Origin of the sequence: Cryobacterium sp. CG_9.6 (assembly GCF_029893365.1) — a bacterium.
Lineage (GTDB): Bacteria > Actinomycetota > Actinomycetes > Actinomycetales > Microbacteriaceae > Cryobacterium.
This window is the reverse complement of sequence record NZ_JARXUZ010000001.1, coordinates 1039820-1061306: the sequence shown is the minus strand read 5'-3', so window position 1 is coordinate 1061306 and position 21487 is coordinate 1039820. Positions and strand designations below refer to the sequence as shown.

The following is a 21487-nucleotide window of genomic DNA, read 5'->3' as shown; positions in this document are numbered from 1 at the left end:
TAGAGGTGCGCGGGTCACCCGATCCACTCTTCAGGAGATAATCGTGACTACCCAAATTGTAATTCTTGCGGCCGGAATGGGCAGCCGTCTCGGCCGCTCATTGCCGAAGCCGCTGACCGAACTCAGTGACGGTCGCACCATCATGCAGCAGCAGTTCGACAACATTGACCACGCCTTCGGCAGTGCAGCCCAGGTCACCATCGTTGTGGGCTACAAGCTTGAGCACATCATCGAGGCGTTCCCGCAGGCATCCTTCGTTTATAACGAGGAATACGACCAGACCAACACGTCGAAGAGCCTGCTGCGCGCTCTTCAGGCCTCCACCACTGGTGGGGTGCTGTGGATGAACGGTGACGTCGTCTTCGATCCGGCCATCCTCGACCGCGCGGCCGCCATGATGGCACGGGACCAGTCCTTCGTCACCGTGAACACCGACAAGGTGTCCGATGAAGAGGTGAAGTACACCACCAGCGCCGAGGGCTACATCCAGGAGCTGTCGAAGACCGTGAAGAACGGTCTCGGCGAAGCCGTAGGTATCAACTACGTGTCCAGCGGCGACAAGGCCGTGCTCATGCGTCACCTTGCCAAGGTCGGCGACCAGGACTACTTCGAACGTGGAATTGAACTGGCCATCGAGAAGAACAGCATGCTCGTTGAGCCGGTCAACATCTCCGACTTCTATGCCGTCGAGGTCGACTTCGCTGAAGACCTCGAGCGCGCGAACCTCTTCGTTTAATAACCTTCGGGTGAGTGAGCGGATACGCCGTGAACTCGCGTGCGCATTCGCTCACCTACGATAGATCGCGTGAGTAGTACCTTTGACGATGTGCGTGCGCACCAGCGCACCCCACTGGCGCGTTACTGGCATTCCCTCTGGCTCTTAACCAGACGAGACCTGCGCGTGCGGTATTCGACATCCGTTCTCGGCTACTTCTGGTCGATTCTGGATCCGCTCGTGATGGCGGGCATTTACTGGTTCGTCTTCACGCAGGTCTTCGAGCGGAACGTGGGATCCGAACCCTATATTGTGTTCCTTCTCGCGGCACTGCTGCCGTGGATGTGGTTCAACGGGGCCGTCTCGGACTGCACCCGTGCCTTTCTGCGCGAAGCGAAGCTGATTCGCTCCACCCGCATTCCGCGCACCATCTGGGTCAATCGTCTGGTGCTTTCCAAGGGCATCGAGTTTGTCGCTGCTATCCCCGTGCTCGTGCTCTTTGCCGTGGTCTACGGAGCCGAGATCAGTGCTGATGCCCTGCTCTTTCCGCTGGCCATCCTGCTTCAGGTGATCCTCACTGCCGGTGTCGGTCTGCTCGTGGCCCCACTCGTGGTGTTTTTCCGCGACCTCGAACGCGCGGTCAAACTGATCCTGCGCTTTCTGTTCTACGCGTCGCCGATTATCTACAGCACCGCGGATCTTCCGGGCAACCTTCAGTTCTGGGCCGCCTTCAATCCCCTGAGCGGTATTTTCAGCCTTTATCGCGCCGCATTCTTTCCCGACCAGCTCGACTGGTTCGCCGTGGCGATCGGCGCCGCCATGTCCGTGGCTTTCCTGGCGCTCGGCCTCCTCGTCTTCTCGCGCTCCGAACGCTCGGTACTGAAGGAGATCTAGTGGCTATTTCTGCCGCATTGGCACCGAACACACCGCCGGTGATTTCGCTGTCGGGGGTGGGCATCCGCTTTCGCCGCAACCGGCGCGGTCGCCGCAACTTCAAGGACCTCTTTGCGGCCCGCAGCCGTCGCAGCCGACCTGGTGAATTCTGGGCCCTACAGAACGTGTCCTTTACGGTGCAGCGCGGCGAGGCCATCGGTGTCGTGGGACGAAATGGTCAGGGTAAGTCCACCCTGCTCAAGCTCGTGACCGGGGTTGTCCTTCCCGATGCCGGTACTGTGCGGGTGACCGAGGGCGTCGCACCCCTGATCGAGATCACCGGCGGATTCGTGGATGACCTCTCCGTTCGTGACAATGTGTACCTGACCGCTGGGCTGCACGGTATGACGCGGAAGCAGATTGATCTGCGGTTCGACGAGATCATCGAGTTTGCGGAGATCGCCGACTTCATTGACACCCCGTACAAGCACCTCTCGAGCGGAATGAAGGTGCGCATCGCGTTTGCTGTCATCTCGCGACTCGAAGAGCCCATCATCCTCGTGGACGAGGTACTCGCGGTGGGTGACAAGGCCTTTCGCGAAAAGTGTTACCAGCGTATCGAGGAGCTGCTCGCGGGCGGGCGAACCCTCTTCATCGTGTCGCACAACGAACGTGACCTCCGCCGATTCTGCACTCGAGGCCTCTACCTCGACAAGGGCGATCTGGTGCTCGATGGCCCCATCGACGAGGTGCTCGCCCGTTACAACGCCGAGTACGGCGTGAAGCGCGCCTGAGGCACGTAGTCTGAAGGCACCAGCGTCTTGATCCACACAGCGAAAGGAGGGCCCGATGGCCCGCACACCCCCGCCGCTCGCGTCGTCGACGGGAGGAACGCCCCAGGGCGGTCAGCTTCCCGGAGGGTTCGTTCGCGGATTCGACCGCATGCTGTCGATTCACCGTCCGGTGGTGCTGGCCCACATTCGGGCTATCCGTGCTCGCAATCTGCAGGCAACCCCCGCCGAGATCATTCTGATTCTGGAGCGGCGCTACCTCACGGCCGTCACGACCGGCGGTGCTGCCGTGGGTGCCACGGCCGTGATCCCCGGCGTCGGGACCGGGATGACTCTGGCCCTCTCCGGTGTCGAAACCGCAGGCTTTCTGGAGGCCACGGCCCTGTTTGCCCAGTCCGTGAGCGAAGTGCATGGGCTCGCCATCGATGACCCGGACCGTGCCCGCGCGCTCGTAATGACCATGATGCTCGGCACCGAGGGATCAGATCTCGTTCGCCAGCTCGCGGCCCAATTTACCGGCGGTGGCGCACGCACCGCCTACTGGGGCGAACTGATCACCAACAGCCTCCCGCGCACCATCCTCGGGCCACTCACCGACAAGCTCAAGAGCGTGTTCATTCGCCAGTTCGCGGCCAAAGGTGGGGCCAGCCTGCTCGGCAAGGCCCTCCCGTTCGGCGTGGGCGCCGTCATCGGCGGCACCGGCAATCATCTGCTCGGAAAGAAGGTGGTGCGCTCGTCACGGCTAGCGTTCGGGCAGGCCCCGCCCGAGTTTCGTGCCGAACTCTTCCCCACACTGCGTCTGGCGCGCACGGAGCCGGCGCTGCGTTCGGTGCGCACCCTGCCAGGCCTCGGCACTGGGGCGCGCGCGCTCTTTCCGCGGCGCCGCCCACCCGTCCCACCCGAGAACCGCGCTGAATGACCCTATGACTCGGGTACGTCCACCGAGTCAGGGTCGGGAATATCGAACAGTCCGTCACCGGCGTGCAGGACCGCGTGACGGTCCCACTCGGTCATGAGGCCCGCTACCGCAGCGTGGAGGCGTGCCGTCGCCGCGCCCGGCGTCGTGTCGCCAAAGTAGTGCTGAACCCAGGAGTCGAGCCGAGCTGCTGCCGTGGTGTTGTTCTTGAGCGCATCGAGGGCTCCGGCGATTCCCTCGGTAGCGGATGCGTCAAGCCACTCGCAGTCCGACAGGTACCCACTCGTGTCGATCAGAGCGGAGGGGTCAACGGGTCGGGTGATCATGAGCGGCTTACCCGCGGCCAACCGGTCGTACACCATGGCCGAGATGTCAACGATAGCCACGTCGGCGGCCGACAACTGCCAACCCAGGTTAGGACCGGTGTCGTAGATGTGCTGCGCCGCGGGATCTTTGGCATTGGCGGCCTCGATGGCAGCCACAATGCGCTTGTTAGCCGCACCATACTCGTGGTCGACCACGCCACTCCGCGGGTGCGGGCGATAGATCACGCGGTGGGTGCCGGTGCGAAGGAGGGCGGTGACGAGTGCCACGCCGTGGGTGACGATGGAGCCATAGGCCGCGGCCGGGCGGTCGCCCTCCCAGGTGGGTGCGTACAGCACAACCTGGCGAGAATCGGGGGTGTAGGGCAGCGGTCCGCTGAAATGATCGGCCTGTGGGCGGCCAATGGGAATGGCACGCTTGTCGAAGTCGTAGTCCCACAGCACGCGGTTGAGCCGGGAAAGCGCGGCCTGCCCCGCCACGAGGGAGTAGTCATACGCTTTGAACTGGTTCGTGACCATGTACATTTTGTCGCTTTCACCATGATTGATGAAGACGTGCCACATGCGCCCATAACGCATCATTTGGAAGTTGCGGGGATTCTGATTGACGTAGAACACGATATGAATGTTCTGGTCGTGAATCACGTTTTCGAGGTCGCGCACGGAGCGCACATGGGCCACGGGAAGCGGCGACTCTTTCAACAGCTTGAGGGAGCCGCCACCGGTGCGACTCAGCACCAGCACGGGCCACGTCTCGGCCAGCTTCAGGAGCGGTTTATACCACTGGCGCATTTGGTACATGTTCACGGGGCCGTCGGCGAAGTACACGGCAATCGTGAAGTGATTCCTCGGCAGCGGCTCGCGGGAGGCCAGCCGACCGGCGAGAAGAGTCTTCGCTTTGCGTGACGCCATCGCGTCTTTAACTAACTTGAACGCGCGCCCGACGTCTTTCTGAATACCCACTTCTTAAGCCTACCCTCCGCCGAAGCTCAGACGACCGGGGGTCGCCCGGCTCGCGTCATACGCCACACCGTGCGCAGGGCGAGTACGCGCCGCTCCCCCGGGTCGGTGCGCCATCCCTCACGCCAGCCGCCGAACCAGGCGCGCAGTGCCGAGGGATTGCGTGACCAGCGCAGCAGCTGAATGAGTGTCCAGGAGCCTACGTAGAGCGGCACCAGCGCAGCAGGCAGGTTACGTCGGGCGAGCCACACACGATTGCGGGCATTGAGGCGGTAGTACGCAGCATGCCGCGTGGGGTGCATGAACGGGTGATTGGCTTCCAGGTCACCCGCGTACCAGACGCGCAGCCCCTGGTCCCATACTCGCCACGCCAGCTCAATACCCTCATGGGCGTAGAAGAAGGGTTCGGCCCAGCCGCCAGTGGCGTCAAAGACCGCCCGGGGCAGCAGTACCGCGCCCTCCCACACCGAGAACACGGCGCTGGACTCGGTGGCCTCACCCTTGCGAATACGGGGAACCCAGCGCCGCGGCGAGGCAAGCCCTTCTGGGTCCACGACCCGGGGTTGCAGCAGGCCAATCGTCGGGTCGGCTCGAATCTGAGCAATGGCGTTGCGCAGAAAGTTGGGGTCCGGGATGCTCGCGTCGTCATCAAGGAAGAACAGAAATTCGCCGCTCACCCGCGCCACGCCGCGGTTGCGGCCGGCGGGAATGCCCAGATTTGTCGGCAGACCCAGCGCCCGCACTCCTCCCGGCAGGTCAACGGGATCCCAGCCGTTACCCACACAGACCACGTCGAGATGAACGCCCGTCTGTGCCAGCAGGCTCCGGATGCCCCGCTCCAGTTCTACCGGCCTCGTGCCCTGAGTGAGCACCACGACGCCCACGGTCGGAACCGTCGGCGCCAGAGGACTGTCGGCACTCCGCCCCGCGACGCTAGGCACGGACACGCTTCGACGCCATGATCGCCACGAAATGCCCGATCAGTGACAGGAATGCCAGCGGAACCAGCGCAATCAGGAGCACCCGGTCCACCGTCGGTTCACCAAAAACGAGTCCCACCAGAGCCGCGACAAAGATCACCATGGTGAGTTCCACGGAATGGTACAGGCGGTGGAACGGAAGGAACCGGGCCAACCGGCGCGCGCGCTTCAGCAGGCTTGAGGTGGGGGCGCTCTCGCCGTGCGCGTCCGCGAGCTTGGTGAGGCCGGCGTTGGCCCGGGCCACGTGCACCATGTCGTTCAGTGCCTTGTTGAGCACGATGATGAGGGCGAGTAGCAGCGCCAGACTCGTCCACAGAAAGTCTGCCGGTGCCTCGATCGGGTACATTGCAGCGCGAAATCCGAGGGCGATGGGAATGAGCGACTCGGTAGAGTAGTGCCCCACCTTGTCGAGGAACACTCCGGCCGGTGATGACGTCTTGCGCCAGCGCGCCACCTCACCGTCACAGCAGTCAATGAGCATCTGCAACTGCCCGAGCACGAGGGCGAGCAGGGCACCCCCGATACCGGGAATCAGCAGCGCGGCCGCGGTCAACCATCCGGTCAGAATCATGAGCCCAGTGACGCCGTTGGCCGAGATGCGCGTCTTCAGCAGCATCCAGGTGACGTAGGGAGAAATGTCGCGCAGGTACAGGCTGGCCGTCCAGTGCTCCGCGTTGGCACGCAGACGAACCTCCGGTGGCTGGGCCACCCTGCGCAACTCGGCGATCGACGTGGGCCGAGCCGAGCTGGGCGTAGCGTGCATGTGGTTATCTTCCCGTGTGTGCCGTGATGTTGCTGGTGAGCTTGAGGAATCCGAGGACAAAGCCCACGCCCCAACAAAAATGAATGCACGGCAAGACTACGAGAAAGCGGCAGGCGGAACGAAACCCGTCGGGCCGTGCCACGGTGACGGTCGCGGCCACAACGATGAGTGCGTAGCTTGCGGGAACAATCAATCCAAGCAGCAGCCAGGGAGTCACCCCGGCAGTAGCCTGCACCACACCGCCAAGCCCGAGAAGCACGCCGAGTGCCACACCCACCACCATGAGCGGCGGAATGAAATAGCGGATGCCGTTGGCCGCGGGATATCGCCGCGCGAGTTCGCCGCGCCACAGCCCGGTAGAGAGCATCTGCCGGGCAAGCCGGGCCACGCTTGGCCGAGGTCGATAAACCACGCGGAGTTCGGGGGTGAACCAGACGGTTCCCCCGGCTTCGCGCAGGCGACGGTTCAGGTCCCAGTCCTGCCCCCGCTTGACCCCCTCATCGAACAGGCCCACGTTGAGGATGCTCTCGGTGCGAAAACACCCGAGATACACCGTCTCGGCCTTGCCCTGCTTGCCACCCACGTGGTGCGGCGTACCACCGAGTCCAATACGGGTGCCATAGGCACGGGCAACCGCCTTCTCAAACGGGGTGCTCCCCTGAGCATCCATGATTCCGCCCACGTTGTCGGCGCCGGTGCGTTCCAGCGTCTCCACGGCGATGCGCGCATAGTTGGCGGGCAGAACGGAGTGCGCGTCCACGCGAATGACCACGTCATACTTGGAGGCCCGAATGGCGGTGTTCAGTCCTGCCGGGGTGGATCCCACGTCATTAGGCACAATGCGAATACGACCGTCCACGGCCGCCATCTCCTCGACCAGTTCTGTCGTGCCGTCCAGGCTCGGACCGAGGGCCAGCGTCACCTCAAACGGTCCGGCATAGTCCTGGTGCAGAAGACTCATCACGGCCGCACGCACGTGAGTTACCTCGTTGAGCACGGGCATCACGTACGAGACCCCGGGGAGGAGTTGGTCACCACTTTGACGCACGCGGCAGCCCGCTTTCCGGTAGTTGGGTAGGCCGTTGAGCCTATCATTGCCGGTTCCGCGTGTACCGGCCCGGCTCGGTACACACAACTGCGCCGCCGGACCAGCCGGCGGCGCAGTGTTCAATCAGAGCTCGGAAGGAGCGTAGAGGCTAGCTCGAAAGCTCGCCGACGGTCACCGAGATCGTGGTGGACTTACCGTCACGAACGTAGGTGAGATCGGCCGTTCCGCCGGCCGGCAGCACACGAACCTGCGCGGTGAGGTCGTTGGGGTCAGTGATGGGTGAGCCGTTGAAGTTCGTCACCACATCGCCCGCTTCCAGTCCCGCCTTCTCGGCGGCACCACCGGACGACACCTCGGTAATGAGGGCCCCCACCGTGGTGCTCGATGCGCTGGCGGTGACGCCGGTGACGCTCGCTCCGAGCAGACCGTGTGTTGCCTTACCGTTCTTAATGAGCTCCTGCGAGATGCGCTCGGCGAAGTTCGACGGAATGGCGAAGCCGACTCCGATGCTTCCCGCGGCCGACGCTGAGCTTGAGCCGCCCGCGTTGGCGATGGCCACGTTGATGCCGATTAGCTCGCCCTTGCTGTTCAGGAGGGCACCACCGGAGTTACCGGGGTTGATGGCGGCATCCGTTTGAATCACGGGCAAAGAAATGCTGCCCGTGGCCTGCCGTGGCTGCTGCTGGCTGCCGCCCTGCTCGGGAATATCGAAGTTCCAGAAGTCGAACGGGCTGGACGGGTTGTTCTCATCCGGCGTGGTGCTGTCGGGTGTGGACGGCGCTGCCGATGAGGCAACCGTGATGCTGCGGTTGAGCGCGCTCACGATGCCGTTGGTCACGGTTCCCGAGAGCCCCAGGGGCGCACCGATCGCGATGGCGGTGTCGCCCACGTTGATCTGTGAGGAGTCGGCCAGAACGATCGGGGTCAGCCCGGATGCGTCGGTGAGCTTGATGACGGCGAGGTCCGAAATGGGGTCAGTGCCCACGATGGTGGCGGCGTAGAGCTTGCCGTCGCTGCTCTTCACCTGAATCGTGGCGTCACCAACCGCACCGTCCAGAGTCACGACGTGCGTGTTGGTGAGAATGTATCCATCCGTGCTCAGAATGACGCCGGAACCGCTGCCACCCTGCTGGCCACTGCTGACCTCGATGGTGACGACACTGGGTGAGGCCTTGGCGGCAACGGCCGTGATTTCGTTGACGCTGTCTGTGTTGTTGACCACGACGGTTGCGGCACCCTGAGACTGGGTGCTCGACATACTGGAGCTTTGACCGGAGTCAACCAGAGCGTAAATGCCGGCACCGGATGCGCCGCCCACGAGCGCAGCAATGGCGAGCGCGGCGATGAGGCCCACGCTGGTGCGACGCTTCGTCACGTCCGTGGAGATGGTGGGGTTCGACGTGGCCGTGGTGTTCTCGTCCGTCGTCGCCGCGACGGGGCGACCAAAGGCATCCGTGGGGTACGCCGCGGTGGGGTAGGCATCCGTGGGGTAGGCCGCGGTGGGGTGCTCGCCCGTTGTCGGAGACTCGGCCGGGGCGGGAACGACGTTCTCGGTGGGGGTCGAATCCTGATTCACGACGGCAGCCGTCGCGGGCGGCGTGACGTTTTCCGTGGGAGTGACATCCGGTTCGACGACGGGCGGGGTGCTGGCCGCTTCACCGGAGGTGTTCACAGCGAATGATGGTGACTCGTCGTGCGGTTCGGGAGATTCGGGGGTGGTGCCGGAATCCTTGGTGTTATCTGTCATGGGGTGCTCCTTCCAAGCAACGCCAGTTTTGCGCCCAAACCTGAACGTTTTATATGTACAGACTGGGAGCATCCAATGATGACACCGTGACCTTGCTCGGGGCTGGGAAACCGGTCTTCTCAGCATGAATTGAGCTATCAAAAGGGTAGCGCGAAGTGGATGTCGTAGTTTGAATACATGGGACTTTCACGATGAACATCGCTGGAGCATGGCGGCGCACGGCGGCGGGTGCGGGCCTGTTGGCAGCTGACGGCAGCATCAGCGCCAGTATTTTCGCGGAAATGAGCGCGTTGGCTATTCGCACCGGGGCCATCAACCTAGGTCAGGGATTTCCCGACGAGGACGGCCCCGCCGAGGTGGTCGAGGCGGCACGTCAGGCCATTGCGGACGGCATGAATCAGTACCCGCCGGGGCGAGGACTGCCGGTGCTGCGGAACGCGATCGCACGGCATCAGCAGCGTTTCTATGGACTCACTGTCGATCCTGACACGGAGGTTTTGGTGACAGCGGGTGCTACCGAAGCCCTGGCCGCCAGCATTCTCGCCCTCGTGGAACCCGGTGACGAGGTGGTCACCCTCGAGCCCTTCTACGATGCGTACGGCGGATTGATCGCCTTGGCCGGGGGAATTCACCGCACCGTTCCGCTTCGTGGGAGCGATTTTCACCCCGATCTGGATGCCCTCCGGGCCACCGTCAACGACAAGACGCGCCTCATTATTGTCAATGATCCCCACAACCCCACGGGAACGGTGTTGGCGCAGGATGCTCGGGAGCTGATTGTGGAGCTGGCACATCGACACGATGTGCTCATCGTCACCGACGAGGTCTACGAGCACCTCATCTTTGATCGGCGGCATACACCGATCAGCACGCTGCCCGGGGCACGCGAGCGCACCATCGCCATCTCCTCGGGCGGCAAGACATTCAGCCTCACCGGGTGGAAGGTGGGCTGGCTCTCGGCACCGGCGCCACTTGTGACGGCGATTCTCGCGGTCAAGCAGTTTCTCACCTACGTGAACGGTGCACCGTTTCAGCCCGCAATCGCGGTGGGCCTCGACCTGCCCGATTCCTACTTTGTAGCGGCGGCGGCGAGCCTCAAAGCCAAACGAGACATTCTGGGAGCCGGCCTCCGCGCGGCTGGCTTCACCGTGAGCACGCCGGCGGGGGGCTACTTCATCGTGGCGGATGCCACACCACTGGGTTACACGGACGGTGCGGAATTTTGCCGCACACTTCCCCAACTGGCCGGTGTTGTGGCCGTGCCGGTGAGCGCGTTCTGCTCACCCCGTTACCAGGCGGACTACGCCCCGCTCGTGCGCTTCGCCTTCTGTAAGAAGGTCGAGGTGCTCGAGCGGGCCGCGTCGCAGCTGGCCGTTCTGAGTTTGCGCTAGCTACGCACCAAGAAGGGGTAGTCGATGTACCCCTCGGGGCCGTCGCCGTAGAACGTGGCGGCGTCAGCATCGTTCAGCGGCAGGTCCTGCTCCCAGCGGTGTGCCAGGTCAGGGTTAGCGATGGCCGGCCGGCCAACGACAACGCCGTCAGCGTGTCCATCGCTCAGAATGGCGAAGGCCTCGTCACGCGTGGTGATCTGCCCGAATCCGCTGTTGAGCAGAACAGCACTGCCGAAGCGGCTGCGAAGATCCTGCACGAATGCGCCCGTCGGATCGGAGTGCAGAACGCTGAGGTAGGCAATGTTCAGGGGTGCGAGGGCATCCACGAGAGCGCCATAGGTGGCCAGCACGTCGGCGGAATCCGTCTCCAGTGCGTCCTGAATGTTGTGCTCGGGTGAAATACGAATCCCCACCCGGCCGGCACCGATCGCATCCGCTACCGCGGCAACAACCTCGATGACGAAGCGGGCGCGGTTCTCGGGCGAACCGCCATAGAGACCCTCACGCTGGTTCGACGCGGGTGACAAGAATTCGTGCAGCAGGTAGCCGTTGGCGGCGTGAAGCTCCACACCGTCGAAACCAGCCGCGACGGCGCTGCGCGATGCGGTCACGAATTCCTCGTTAATGCCGGGAAGCTCCGCGTCGGTGAGCGCATGGGGAACGGGATACGGCAACTTGCCGTCGTAGGTGTGGGTTTGACCGGCAATGGCAATGGCGCTCGGGCCCACAACCGTGCGGCCACCGGTGGTGGCCTCGTGGGTCACCCGACCGGCGTGCATAACCTGGGCAACGATCTGGCCGCCGGCTGCGTGCACCCCCGCGGTCACCTGACGCCAGCCCTCAAGCTGCTCGGGCTCAACGAGACCGGGCTGCCCGGGGAAACCCTGACCGGCGTGGCTCGGGTAGGTTCCCTCAGACACGATGAGGCCGAGGGTGGCTCGCTGCGCGTAATATTCGGCGACAATCGGGCCCGGAATCCCGGCTTTTCCGGATCGGGTGCGGGTAAGCGGGGCCATGACCAGACGGTTCGTCAGGTTCAGGTCGCCCAGAGTGGTGGGGGAAAACAAGTTCACAGGAGTCTCTTTCTGTTGGTTGTGCCGCCGACCGAGGCTGTGGTGAAAACGTCGGTCACTGCGGAGCACTCGAAACACAACAGCCTGCCGCGCTCACTATTCCTCCCTGAGAATCCCCCGCATTCATCGTGTGGTGTGCCGAGCAATCCGCCCGGCCAGGGGCACCGAATAAGGGTTATGACCTCCGTCCTCTCTCAGCACGCTGCGCGGCACGCCGAACCGACCGCGGTGCGCACCTCGGGCTATGCCCCCTTCGCACTGGCAACAGATGCACGCCGGTTTGGTTTGACGACCAGTGCGATGAGACTGGGTCCCGGCTCGGCATCCGTTTGGGTTCGCCACGGCCGGCGCACAGACAATGACACCGCCACGATTCTGCTTCACGGTGCGGCGGGTTCGTGGACCACCTGGACGCCCCTGCTTCAGGCCGCGAGCGAGGACAGTCGGCGTCTAGGCACCAGTGAGCTCAGAGACCTGATCATCCCGGATCTTCCCGGGTGGGGCGACACCCCACTGCCCGCCGATACTTCCGATCTCACCATTGAGACGATGGCCGCCACGATCGCTGATATTGCCCGGGCTCTGGGCTACCGCCGGTGGAACGTGGTCGGCCACTCCATGGGCGGCCTCATTGCCCTGCAGCTCGCGGCAGCCGAAACGCGCGCCACCGTGTCGGTGGGCCTCGTTTCTGCCACCACCTTCTCGGTGATCGACAGCGTTCGCCACCCTGTCGCCCTGTTCAGGCTTCTGCCCGGATACACGGCGCTGCTGCAGGTGATGCGGCTGCTGCACCTCGCCGGCACTCCGGGCCGCGCACTGGTCACCGGTCTCGATCGGCTGCATCTGCTGCGCGGCGTGGTGTCCCCGCTCTTTCGTCACGCCGGTCGCATCCACCCGAGCGTGATTGCTGCGTTCGCGAGAGAAGTGCGCCCACACGGATTCAGCCTGGCATCGGCGCGAGCCGGCGAATACGACGCCGTGGCGTCGTGGTCGCGCATTGTCTGTCCGGTTCGCGCGAGCGTCGGCGACCGGGACGTCTTTGTCGCGGCGAGTGATGCGCACCGGTTGCGCGCCATCATCACCAATTTCAGCATCGTGACTCTCGCCAACGCCGGTCACTTCGGTCATCTTGAGCGACCCTGTGAGGTGGTGCGTGCGCTCGGCCTGGCGGGGGACAGACAAACTCACAAAAATACTTGATCCTGACCCCCAAAAGAGTCAAACTGTGAACACTACGGCTGTGTGCCTGTGTGAGCGTTGCTTTCACCGTTACCGGCTCCACGCGCGATCACGGAAAGCAACACATGGGTTCCCTCACGTACGACCGAGTTGTGGTCGAATTCGACGATCGCGTTCTCGCCCACCTGCAGGTCGTGATTATTCAGAAGCTGCGCCGGGGAGAGAGTTTCCTCCTCTCGTGGCGTGATGCTGCCGTCGTCGGCGATGGTCGTAGCGCCGCCTGGCTGAATCCTGCCATCCCGCTGTATTTCAAGTTTTCGGGCGGACACGCGCCCAGCATCAATCCGGTCTGGATCGCGCAGCTCACCCGGTCGGCAAACAGTTCGCAGGGCCTGATCGTGACCGGTGAGGAGAGATCCCCGGGCGAACCCGAGAACTTACCGCTACGCACGGAGCCGTCCACCAACATTCGAGCGGCAGCCCCCTCGCGGGCGACCAAGGCCACTTTGGGCTGATGAGCTTCTGCGGGTAACCGGCGCTACAGTGGCGAAACGCGGAACCGGCGTTGGGAGAGCGACGGGTTCACGTGGCGAACATCGGCAACGCGCTCGGGTGCTAACCAGGCCACGGCCACGTCGGCCATGTCACCGAGTGTCACGAGTTCAACGCCCATGGGGTCAACGATCATGCTCTGGCCCACTCCGATTGGTGGTGCCTGATCGGCCGCCACGACATAGACGGTGTTTTCCAGAGCCCGCGCGGTGAGGAGAACCCGCCAGTGCTGCTCCTTGAGCGGCCCGGGCATCCACTCGGCCGGCACGAGAATCACGTTGGCTCCGGCATCCGCGAGCCTCCGGGACACCTCGGGAAAGCGGATGTCATAACACGTTTGCATCCCCACGGTCAGGCCCTGAACCGCGAAGGTCTGGGGGGATTCAATGTCGCCGGCTTGCACCCGATCGGATTCCCGCTGACCAAAGGCATCGTAGAGATGGAGCTTGCGATAGGTCGCCACAACCGCGCCCCGGGGGTCAACGGCCACCAGCGTGTTCGCGACGCGCGCCACGTCGTCAGTTGATTCGATCATGCCCGCCACGATGAACACCGACAACTCGCGTGCAAGGTGGGCGAGACTCCGAACGAAGGGGCCGTCGAGCGACTGCGCCGCAGCGAGTGACGCCGGACCCAGGGGCACCTCGCAAAACGACGAATATTCGGGAAAAACAATGACGGCGGCACCCCGGGTCACGGCGAGCGCGGTAAGACGACGCATCTGACGCAGGTTTGCCGCTTCATCGGTACCCGGCGCAAACTGCGCCACGCCGAACCCGATCCCCGGAGGTGTGCCGGGCGAAGGGGGGATGCTCGAGCGCTCATCAGCCATTTGGCCAGCCTAGCCGTCCGGCCGATGCTGCCGGCAGACGTTCACCGACGTTGCAACCACAGCTCAGCTTTCATTCTGAGGGTCAAGAATCGGGACAAACGGTGGCCCGCGCTCACCCGCGCCGATGCCCCTCACCGCTCGGTGCGCGAAACGCTCGACCTTGGACGAGGTTGGGGAGCGGATGCGCCGCCAGTGGAACACGAACAGGAACCCGACCGCAAGCCATGCGCCACAGCATCCTGACCGACCAGGCAAAAAGCACCGCGAGCAGCGCGTTCCGGCCGGTGAGCAGCGACACGGCAAAGGGATCCCCGGCAATGAGCGGCAGGTAGAAGACAGGAAAAACGAGCGTTGTCAGCACGGCGATGACGGCCATCAGATATGCCGGGATACGCCACAGCCGTAAGTCCTGAGCCACACCCACGGCAACAATCGGCGCAACCCACAGCATGTACTGCGGCGAGCCCACCTTGTTGAACACCACGAACGCACCGACCAACGCGAGTGCCCCCATGAGTAACAGCCCCGAGGAATCCTTCGTGTGGCGCAGGGCGAGCAGCAGCAGCACGAAGATTCCGAGGATAACGAGGAACATGAGCGGCGTCATGATCTGCGCCACGAAGGCCGTTCCGGGTCCGGTCACCTCACGGGTCGAAATATCAAGGTTTTCGTAAATCGTGGTGTGCTGGTGCCCGATCGCGGCTAACCACACCCACGGCGTCGTGACCGGTGCCTCCAGTTGCAGTGCCCGATCCGATTGCATCGTGACGAAGCCGGTAAGAAATTGAGCGCCGCCCAGCAGAGTGACGGATGCCGCCAGCACGGCCGTGACCGCAGCTCCGGTGAGAATGATGGTGAGTCGACGCCGGGATACCGCGACGACGGCCAGCACGACGGCTGCCGGCCACACCTTGATCCATGTGGCCGCACTGAGCAGCACACCGGCGAGCACCGGCCGAGTAGCCAGAAAAACCAGTCCGGCAATGACAAGCGGTGCCGTGAGGCCCTCCAAGCGCAGGAGCCCCACCGGACTCAGGATGAAACTGAAGACCAACCACACCCAGGCCGCCGGATAGCCGCCCGGACGCCGAAGATTTGACGTCAGTGCAGCAACGGCCACGCCGTTGAGGACCACCGTCATGAGGAACCACAACAGTTGGTAGAGGAGCGGTCCGGCAAGTCCGGCCAGAGTGATGGGCACGAGTGCGCCAATGGGATACACCCACTCCACGGTGAGACCCTGCCACACCTCGTGGTTCAGGCCAAGTTCCGCCCAGATGCGATAGAGCGGTAGGTCCCCCAGAACGCGGCCGGTAAGAATCGTGGGAAGAAGCGCAAACAGGAAGATGCTGTGCAGGGCCAGAAACCCGAGCACCAGAGTTCGGGGTTGCTGGAGTCGCTGACGCCGCTCGGGCGTCAGAACATCGAGCACGCGACGGTCAAATTGCTCCACAACAGAATGCATGTGACTCACCTCAGCGTCGTGACGGCACCCTGGTGGGTGATTATTCTGGGCAGTCTAACCAGACGATAATTGCCCCGACGGGGGCTTAGGGTCTGTACAGCATCTGAATACTCTGTGTCACTGCTGATAACTTTCGGCGTCGGTGCCCGCCCCCGACTGGAACCGTTCCCGTCCTGGTTCGCGAAGAATAGATAAAGCGGTTTACGCTCGTCCCATCGGTCCGGCGAATCACGAATCGCCCGTGGGCACACAGATTCAAACCGGGAAAAATCAGGGATTCACAGTTGTAAAGTCCATACTTGTGAATTGCACCACCATTATCGAAATGACGAGGTAACTCATGGGTCACACTCTGGTGATCATTCCGACCTACAACGAGTGCGAAAACATTGGACTCATCGTGGCTCGGATGCGTTCCAGCGTGCCCGCCGCGCACATTCTCGTGGTCGATGACTCGTCACCCGATGGCACCGGTGAGCTCGCCGACGCACTCGCCGATGCGGATGCCAGCGTTCACGTTCTGCATAGAACAGAGAAGACCGGTCTCGGCGCTGCCTACCTCGAAGGTTTCGGCTGGGGCTTATCGCACGGTTATGACCAGCTCGTGCAGTTGGATGCCGACGGGTCACATCTGCCGGAACAGCTCCCCCGCCTGCTGACCGCCGCTGCCGATGCAGATGTCGTCATGGGGTCCCGCTGGATTCGTGGCGGAGCCGTGAAGAACTGGCCCTGGCACCGCCGCGTGCTCTCCCAGGGCGGCTCCATCTACTCGCGCGTGTTGCTGCGTCTGCCGCAGCGCGACGTAACCGGCGGCTACCGGGTGTACTCCGCACACGCCCTCGAGGAGATGCGCTTGTCGAGTGTGGAAAGCCTCGGCTACTGCTTCCAGATCGACATGCTCCTGCACGCCGTGCGGGCACAGCTGAGGGTCGTGGAGGTTCCCATCACCTTTGTGGAGCGCACCCTCGGTTCATCAAAGATGAGCGGACGCATTGTTGTGGAAGCCATGGCGCGGGTGACGCTCTGGGGACTCACCGGCATGGGCGTGCGCCGTTCTCGGCCGGTCACGCAAACCGCACCGCTTCGGTAAAACACGCACCCGGGCATCCGCTGGGAAACATCTGTGCGGTGCCGATGGGACGTTGTTGGGCGATAGGATTGCGTCATCAGTTAGAGTCATTTCGACCTTTACCCCTGGATGTCGCTCATGCCCGCAGTGAATCACGCCACGCTCGCCGTGTCGACGGTGATCTTTGCGCTGCGGCCAGACGACACCTCAACGCCCAAAACACTCTGGCTGCCGCTCGTGCGACGCACCCGCCAGCCGCACGAAGGCCAGTGGGCGCTACCCGGGGGCTGGCTGCCCGACGACGAGCAGCTCTCGGACGCGGCCGCGCGCACACTGCACGAAACCACTGCCCTCGCCCCCACCTATCTCGAACAGCTCTACACCTTCGGTGACGTGGGCCGTTCGCCCGGGCACCGCGTGGTGTCGGTGGTGTACTGGGCACTGGTGCAGTCCGACGAGGCTGCCCGCGCCGCCGAGGGCGAGAACGTGCGCTGGTTTGCCGCCGACCAACTGCCCCGACTGGCCTTTGACCACAACCACATCGTGGAGTACGCCCTGTGGCGACTGCGCACCAAGGTGGAGTATTCCCGCATTGCCCACGCTTTTCTCGGTGAAACCTTCACCCTCACCCAGCTTCGCGAGGTGCACGAGGCGGTGCTGCGCAAACCGCTTGATCCCGCCAATTTTCGTCGAACCATCGAGTCTTCCGGCACCCTCGTCGACACCGGCCACCACGTTGCCGGCGCTCGCCATCGCCCGGCTCGGCTCTACCGCTATGACGACTCCCCCACCCTCACCGAGCACGGTCCGTCGGGGGTACCCGCACCACCGGGTGCATAGCGACGCCCTCACTCCACCCCGCTCTTTACCGTCTTCGCACATCCCTCGCACGAGAAGTCCCCAGTATCCAGGAGAACGCAATGACTATTGCATCGGTTGACCGCACCATCCAGCTCATCAGCACCGGCGCCGTATCGGGCAGCACGTGCAGCCCTGACCTGGCCACCGCACCCTGGGAATTCGACTCCGCCGCACCCTCCTACGGACCCGGTTCATCGATGGGTGACGTCATTCCCACCGGCTCACCACGTCAGGGCGAGCTCCCGGAGGTGTACCGTCGGGCGTCGCAGGAGGAACTGCATGCCCGCATCCGCTCGGCCAAAGCCACGCTCGGCGACCGGGTGGTGATTCTTGGCCACTTCTACCAGCGCGACGAGGTTCTGCAGCACGCCGATTTTATTGGCGACTCGTTCCAGTTGGCCCAGGCCACCAAGAGCCGCCCCGAGGCCGAGGCAATCGTGTTCTGCGGCGTGCACTTCATGGCCGAAACCGCCGATCTGCTCTCCGGACCCGAGCAGGCCGTAATTTTGCCCAACCTCGCCGCGGGATGTTCGATGGCCGACATGGCCGATCTGGACTCGGTCACCGAGTGCTGGGAGCAGCTCGAAGACCTGTACGGAACCGCCGCGGATGCCTCCGGTCGGGTTCCCGTGATTCCCGTCACCTATATGAATTCCTCCGCCGCCCTCAAAGCATTCTGCGGGGAGCACGGCGGTATCGTGTGCACGTCGTCAAACGCGCAGACCGTACTCGAGTGGGCTTTCGAACGCGGTCAGCGGGTATTGTTCTTCCCTGACCAGCACCTCGGACGCAACACCGCCAAGGCTATGGGCGTGCCGCTTGAGCAGATGCCGATGTGGAACCCGCGCAAGCCGCTCGGCGGGAGCACCGACACCGAACTGGCCGACGCCCGCGTTATCTTGTGGCACGGCTTCTGCAGCGTGCACCGCCGCTTCACCGTGGACCAGATTGCGCAGGCGCGCGACACACACCCCGGCGTGCAGGTGATTGTGCACCCGGAGTGCCCGATGGCCGTCGTCGATGCGGCGGATTCAGCCGGATCGACCGACTTCATCGCCAAGGCTATTGCCGCGTCCCCCGCGGGATCCACGTTTGCGATCGGCACCGAGATCAACCTCGTGCAGCGCCTCGCGGCTCAGCACCCGGAGCACACCATCTTCTGCCTCGACCCGGTGATCTGCCCGTGCTCCACCATGTACCGCATTCACGCCGGTTACCTGGCCTGGGTGCTCGAAGGTCTCGTCGGCACCGCGGAACGCCCCGCCGAGGTGCTCAACCGAATCCAGGTTGCTGCGGATGTTGCCGTCTTCGCGCAGGTGGCTCTTGAACGGATGCTGGATGCCCGCCCGCCCGTCGTCGTGCCCGAGCCCCAACTCGCCGGGCGCGCCTGATGGCCTCGGTGATTGTGGTCGGGAGCGGCCTCGCCGGACTCACCGCCGCCGTTCGAGCGGCCGACGCCGGTCACCGGGTGACGCTCGTGACCAAGGCGGCACTCCCGGAGAGCAATACCCGATATGCCCAGGGCGGCATTGCGGCTGCCCTCTTTCCCGATGACTCCGTGGAGGCGCACGCGCTCGACACCGTGCAGGCCGGTGCCGGGTTGTGCGATCCGCAGGCCGTGCAGGTGCTGTGCTCCGAGGGGCCGGCACGGGTGCGTGACCTCATTCGCTTCGGCGTGGACTTTGACCGCGACGAATCCGGTGTCTCCCGCGGCCTGGAAGCCGCCCACTCGCGGTCCCGTGTGCTGCATTCCGGCGGAGACGCCACCGGTGCGGCCATTGAGGCGGCCCTCGTGGCGACTATCCGCCAGCGCGCGGCGGCCGCAGACGCCTTACATTCCAGCACGGGAATACGTATTCTCGAGCACACGATGCTGATCGATCTCACGCTAGAACTTGGCCGCGTGACGGGCGCGCATCTCCTCGGCCCCGACGCCGAACGGCTCACCATCGAAGCGGATGCCGTCATCCTCGCCACCGGCGGCGCCGGTACGCTCTTTCGGCACACGACCAACCCGGTCGTTGCCACGGGCGACGGCGTGGCCGCGGCGTGGCGGGCGGGGGCATCCGTTGCCGATCTGGAGTTCTACCAGTTTCACCCCACCGCACTCGCCGTGGCGGGCAGCCCGCTCGTGTCCGAAGCCGTGCGCGGCGAGGGTGCGGTGCTGGTGAACCGCAAGGGTGAGCGTTTCATGCTCGGTGTTCCCGGCGAGGAACTCGCCCCTCGTGACGTTGTGGCCCGGGCCATTGCCCGCCAAATGGCCGAGCAGCACGGCGAACCCGTGTTTCTCGACGCTACCGGCCTCGGTCGCGATCTGCTCGAGACGCGTTTTCCCACCATCACGGCCGCGTGCCTCGCCGCCGGCCTCGACTGGGCCGTCGAACCCATTCCCGTGGCGCCGGCAGCGCACTATTGGATGGGCGGGGTGGCGACCGACGTGTGGGGTCGCACGACTCTTCCCGGGCTCTTCGCCGTGGGCGAGGTTGCACGCACCGGCGCGCACGGTGCCAACCGGTTGGCCTCCAATTCGCTGCTCGAGGCCGCTGTGTTCGCCGACCGGGCCGTGCGTGCCTTCTCCGCCGATCACGCTGCTGATCAGTCCACCGGTGAGGCAGCCGAGTCCGCCGGCACCACCCCGCTGCCAGGCACGTCACCAGTCGTTTCCCCCGTGATTTCCCTTGTCGCCGAGGCACAGCGGGTGGCCCCACTGCAGACGGAATTCTCCCGTGCGGCACTGCAGAACCTCATGTGGGACAGCGCCGGCGTTCACCGCTCGGGAACCGGCCTCGAACAGGCCGCACAGACCCTGGCCACGTGGGCCGCGAACGAAACCGATGACACACTCGACGTTCGGCAGCTCGAGGATCGCAACCTCCTGGATCTGGCCCGACTCGCCGTGGCGGCGGCGCTCGCCCGAACCGAGTCACGCGGCGCGCATCATCGCGCCGATTTTCCGCTGACTCAGGCCAACCTGGCTCAGTCCCGGTACTGGACCATGCAGCGGTCATCGTCGCTGCGGCCTGCGCACGCCGCGTCAGACGACGCGCTCACCACCACGGCCAGGGAGGCCATTGCATGCTGACCACATACGCCATCGACACGGTGGTGCAGGCCGCGCTCACCGAAGACGCCCCGTGGGGCGACCTCACCTCGGCGGTACTCATTCCCGAACTCGCGGTGGCCACGGCCCGGCTCCAGGCTCGGGAACCCGGTGTTTTCAGCGGTGGTGAGGTTTTCGCATCCGCTTTCCGGCTCACCGACCCCCGCATTGACGTGCGCCTCCTGGTGGCCGACGGCGCAGCCTTTGACACCCGTGCCGTGCTCGCCGAGGTGAGCGGCCCGGCCCGCGGCGTGTTACAGGCCGAACGAATCGGTCTCAACTTTGTGCAGCGGATGAGTGGAATCGCTACCCTCACGGCCCGGTACGTTGCCGAGACGGCCGGCACAACAGCCCGCATTGTGGACACCCGCAAAACCACCCCCGGCCTCCGCGCCCTGGAGCGCCGGGCTGTGCGCGACGGCGGCGGGTATAACCATCGGTTCAGCCTCTCCGACACGGTGATGGCCAAGGACAACCACCTCGCGGTGCTCACCGCCGGCGGGCGCGACCTCTCGGAAGCGCTGCGCGAGGTGCGCGGGCGCCTCTCGCACACCACCCACTTCGAGGTGGAGGTGGACCGGCTCGACCAGATCGAGCCCGTGCTCGCCGCCGGAATCGACACGATCATGCTCGACAATTTCTCCCCCGATGATCTGCGTGCCGGCGTGAAACTCGTGGCCGGTCGGGCTCTAGTTGAGGCGAGCGGCGGGGTGAACCTCACCACCGTGCGGGGCATTGCCGAGTCGGGTGTGGACATCATCTCGGTGGGTGCCCTCACGCACAGCGTGAACTCTCTCGACCTGGGCCTCGACGTTGTCCTCCACGTTGATCTCCCCGCCGAGGCCTGAT

20 protein-coding genes are annotated in these 21487 nt (G+C 64.3%); 12 read left to right on the top strand and 8 right to left on the bottom strand.

Going from position 1 to position 21487, the window contains the following annotated elements:
• Positions 1-43: 43 nt before the first annotated feature.
• The 4 genes from H4V99_RS04795 (at position 44) to H4V99_RS04780 (ending at position 3298) form a co-directional block, all read left to right on the top strand.
• Complete coding sequence (locus H4V99_RS04795) at positions 44-736, top strand: phosphocholine cytidylyltransferase family protein (RefSeq protein ID WP_280676000.1); 693 nt, start codon at positions 44-46, stop codon at positions 734-736.
• Positions 737-805: 69 nt separating this feature from the next.
• Positions 806-1609, top strand: a complete 804-nt coding sequence (locus H4V99_RS04790) for an ABC transporter permease (RefSeq protein WP_280675998.1) — start codon at positions 806-808, stop codon at positions 1607-1609.
• Between the two features lie 5 nt (positions 1610-1614).
• Positions 1615-2382, top strand: a complete 768-nt coding sequence (locus H4V99_RS04785; protein WP_280679960.1) for an ABC transporter ATP-binding protein — start codon at positions 1615-1617, stop codon at positions 2380-2382.
• Positions 2383-2437: 55 nt separating this feature from the next.
• Entirely contained in the window at positions 2438-3298 is an 861-nt protein-coding gene (locus H4V99_RS04780) for a hypothetical protein (RefSeq protein WP_280675996.1), read from the top strand.
• 2 nt (positions 3299-3300) lie between these two features.
• Here H4V99_RS04780 and H4V99_RS04775 read toward each other — a convergent pair whose 3' ends face one another.
• The 5 genes from H4V99_RS04775 to H4V99_RS04755 form a co-directional block, all read right to left on the bottom strand.
• Positions 3301-4581, bottom strand: coding sequence for a hypothetical protein (locus H4V99_RS04775; RefSeq protein WP_280675994.1), 1281 nt, complete (start codon positions 4579-4581; stop codon positions 3301-3303).
• A 26-nt stretch (positions 4582-4607) separates the two neighbouring features.
• Positions 4608-5483 carry a glycosyltransferase gene (locus H4V99_RS04770; protein WP_280679958.1) on the bottom strand — a complete coding sequence of 292 codons (876 nt, stop codon included), beginning with the start codon at positions 5481-5483 and terminating at the stop codon, positions 4608-4610.
• Between the two features lie 28 nt (positions 5484-5511).
• A complete protein-coding gene (locus tag H4V99_RS04765) occupies positions 5512-6321 on the bottom strand; it encodes a CDP-alcohol phosphatidyltransferase family protein (RefSeq protein ID WP_280675992.1) in 810 nt (269 codons plus the stop codon).
• A 4-nt stretch (positions 6322-6325) separates the two neighbouring features.
• Positions 6326-7369, bottom strand: a complete 1044-nt coding sequence (locus tag H4V99_RS04760; RefSeq protein ID WP_280675990.1) for a glycosyltransferase family 2 protein — start codon at positions 7367-7369, stop codon at positions 6326-6328.
• A 148-nt stretch (positions 7370-7517) separates the two neighbouring features.
• A complete protein-coding gene (locus H4V99_RS04755; protein ID WP_280675988.1) occupies positions 7518-9116 on the bottom strand; it encodes a trypsin-like peptidase domain-containing protein in 1599 nt (532 codons plus the stop codon).
• A gap of 191 nt (positions 9117-9307) precedes the next feature.
• Here H4V99_RS04755 and H4V99_RS04750 point away from each other — a divergent pair, with 191 nt between their 5' ends.
• Positions 9308-10507: a pyridoxal phosphate-dependent aminotransferase gene (locus H4V99_RS04750; protein ID WP_280675986.1), complete on the top strand. Its 1200-nt coding sequence runs from the start codon at positions 9308-9310 to the stop codon at positions 10505-10507.
• Here H4V99_RS04750 and H4V99_RS04745 read toward each other — a convergent pair.
• A complete protein-coding gene (locus H4V99_RS04745; protein WP_280675983.1) occupies positions 10504-11580 on the bottom strand; it encodes an alkene reductase in 1077 nt (358 codons plus the stop codon). The two genes, H4V99_RS04750 and H4V99_RS04745, sit on opposite strands and share 4 nt — an antisense overlap.
• A 177-nt stretch (positions 11581-11757) precedes the next feature.
• Between H4V99_RS04745 and H4V99_RS04740 the strand changes: the two genes are divergently transcribed.
• Positions 11758-12780: an alpha/beta fold hydrolase gene (locus H4V99_RS04740; RefSeq protein WP_280675981.1), complete on the top strand. Its 1023-nt coding sequence runs from the start codon at positions 11758-11760 to the stop codon at positions 12778-12780.
• 104 nt (positions 12781-12884) lie between these two features.
• Entirely contained in the window at positions 12885-13274 is a 390-nt protein-coding gene (locus H4V99_RS04735) for an ATP-dependent DNA ligase (protein WP_280675979.1), read from the top strand.
• A gap of 23 nt (positions 13275-13297) precedes the next feature.
• Here the strand turns inward: H4V99_RS04735 and H4V99_RS04730 are convergent, their stop codons facing one another.
• Together H4V99_RS04730 and H4V99_RS04725 are read right to left on the bottom strand one after the other, a co-directional pair.
• A complete protein-coding gene (locus tag H4V99_RS04730) occupies positions 13298-14143 on the bottom strand; it encodes a carbon-nitrogen hydrolase family protein (RefSeq protein WP_280675977.1) in 846 nt (281 codons plus the stop codon).
• Between the two features lie 112 nt (positions 14144-14255).
• On the bottom strand, positions 14256-15608 hold the full coding sequence (locus H4V99_RS04725; RefSeq protein WP_280675975.1) for a glycosyltransferase family 87 protein: 1353 nt from the start codon (positions 15606-15608) through the stop codon (positions 14256-14258).
• A gap of 340 nt (positions 15609-15948) precedes the next feature.
• Here H4V99_RS04725 and H4V99_RS04720 point away from each other — a divergent pair, with 340 nt between their 5' ends.
• The 5 genes from H4V99_RS04720 (at position 15949) to nadC (ending at position 21486) form a co-directional block, all read left to right on the top strand.
• Positions 15949-16698, top strand: coding sequence for a polyprenol monophosphomannose synthase (locus H4V99_RS04720; RefSeq protein WP_280675973.1), 750 nt, complete (start codon positions 15949-15951; stop codon positions 16696-16698).
• A 117-nt stretch (positions 16699-16815) separates the two neighbouring features.
• A complete protein-coding gene (locus tag H4V99_RS04715) occupies positions 16816-17517 on the top strand; it encodes an NUDIX domain-containing protein (protein WP_280675971.1) in 702 nt (233 codons plus the stop codon).
• An 80-nt stretch (positions 17518-17597) separates the two neighbouring features.
• Positions 17598-18929: a quinolinate synthase NadA gene (nadA, locus tag H4V99_RS04710; RefSeq protein WP_280675969.1), complete on the top strand. Its 1332-nt coding sequence runs from the start codon at positions 17598-17600 to the stop codon at positions 18927-18929.
• Positions 18929-20620 carry an L-aspartate oxidase gene (gene nadB / locus H4V99_RS04705; RefSeq protein WP_280675967.1) on the top strand — a complete coding sequence of 564 codons (1692 nt, stop codon included), beginning with the start codon at positions 18929-18931 and terminating at the stop codon, positions 20618-20620. The genes nadA and nadB overlap by 1 nt, the downstream gene beginning before the upstream one ends.
• Complete coding sequence (gene nadC, locus H4V99_RS04700) at positions 20614-21486, top strand: carboxylating nicotinate-nucleotide diphosphorylase (RefSeq protein ID WP_280675965.1); 873 nt, start codon at positions 20614-20616, stop codon at positions 21484-21486. The genes nadB and nadC overlap by 7 nt, the downstream gene beginning before the upstream one ends.
• Position 21487 lies beyond the last annotated feature (1 nt).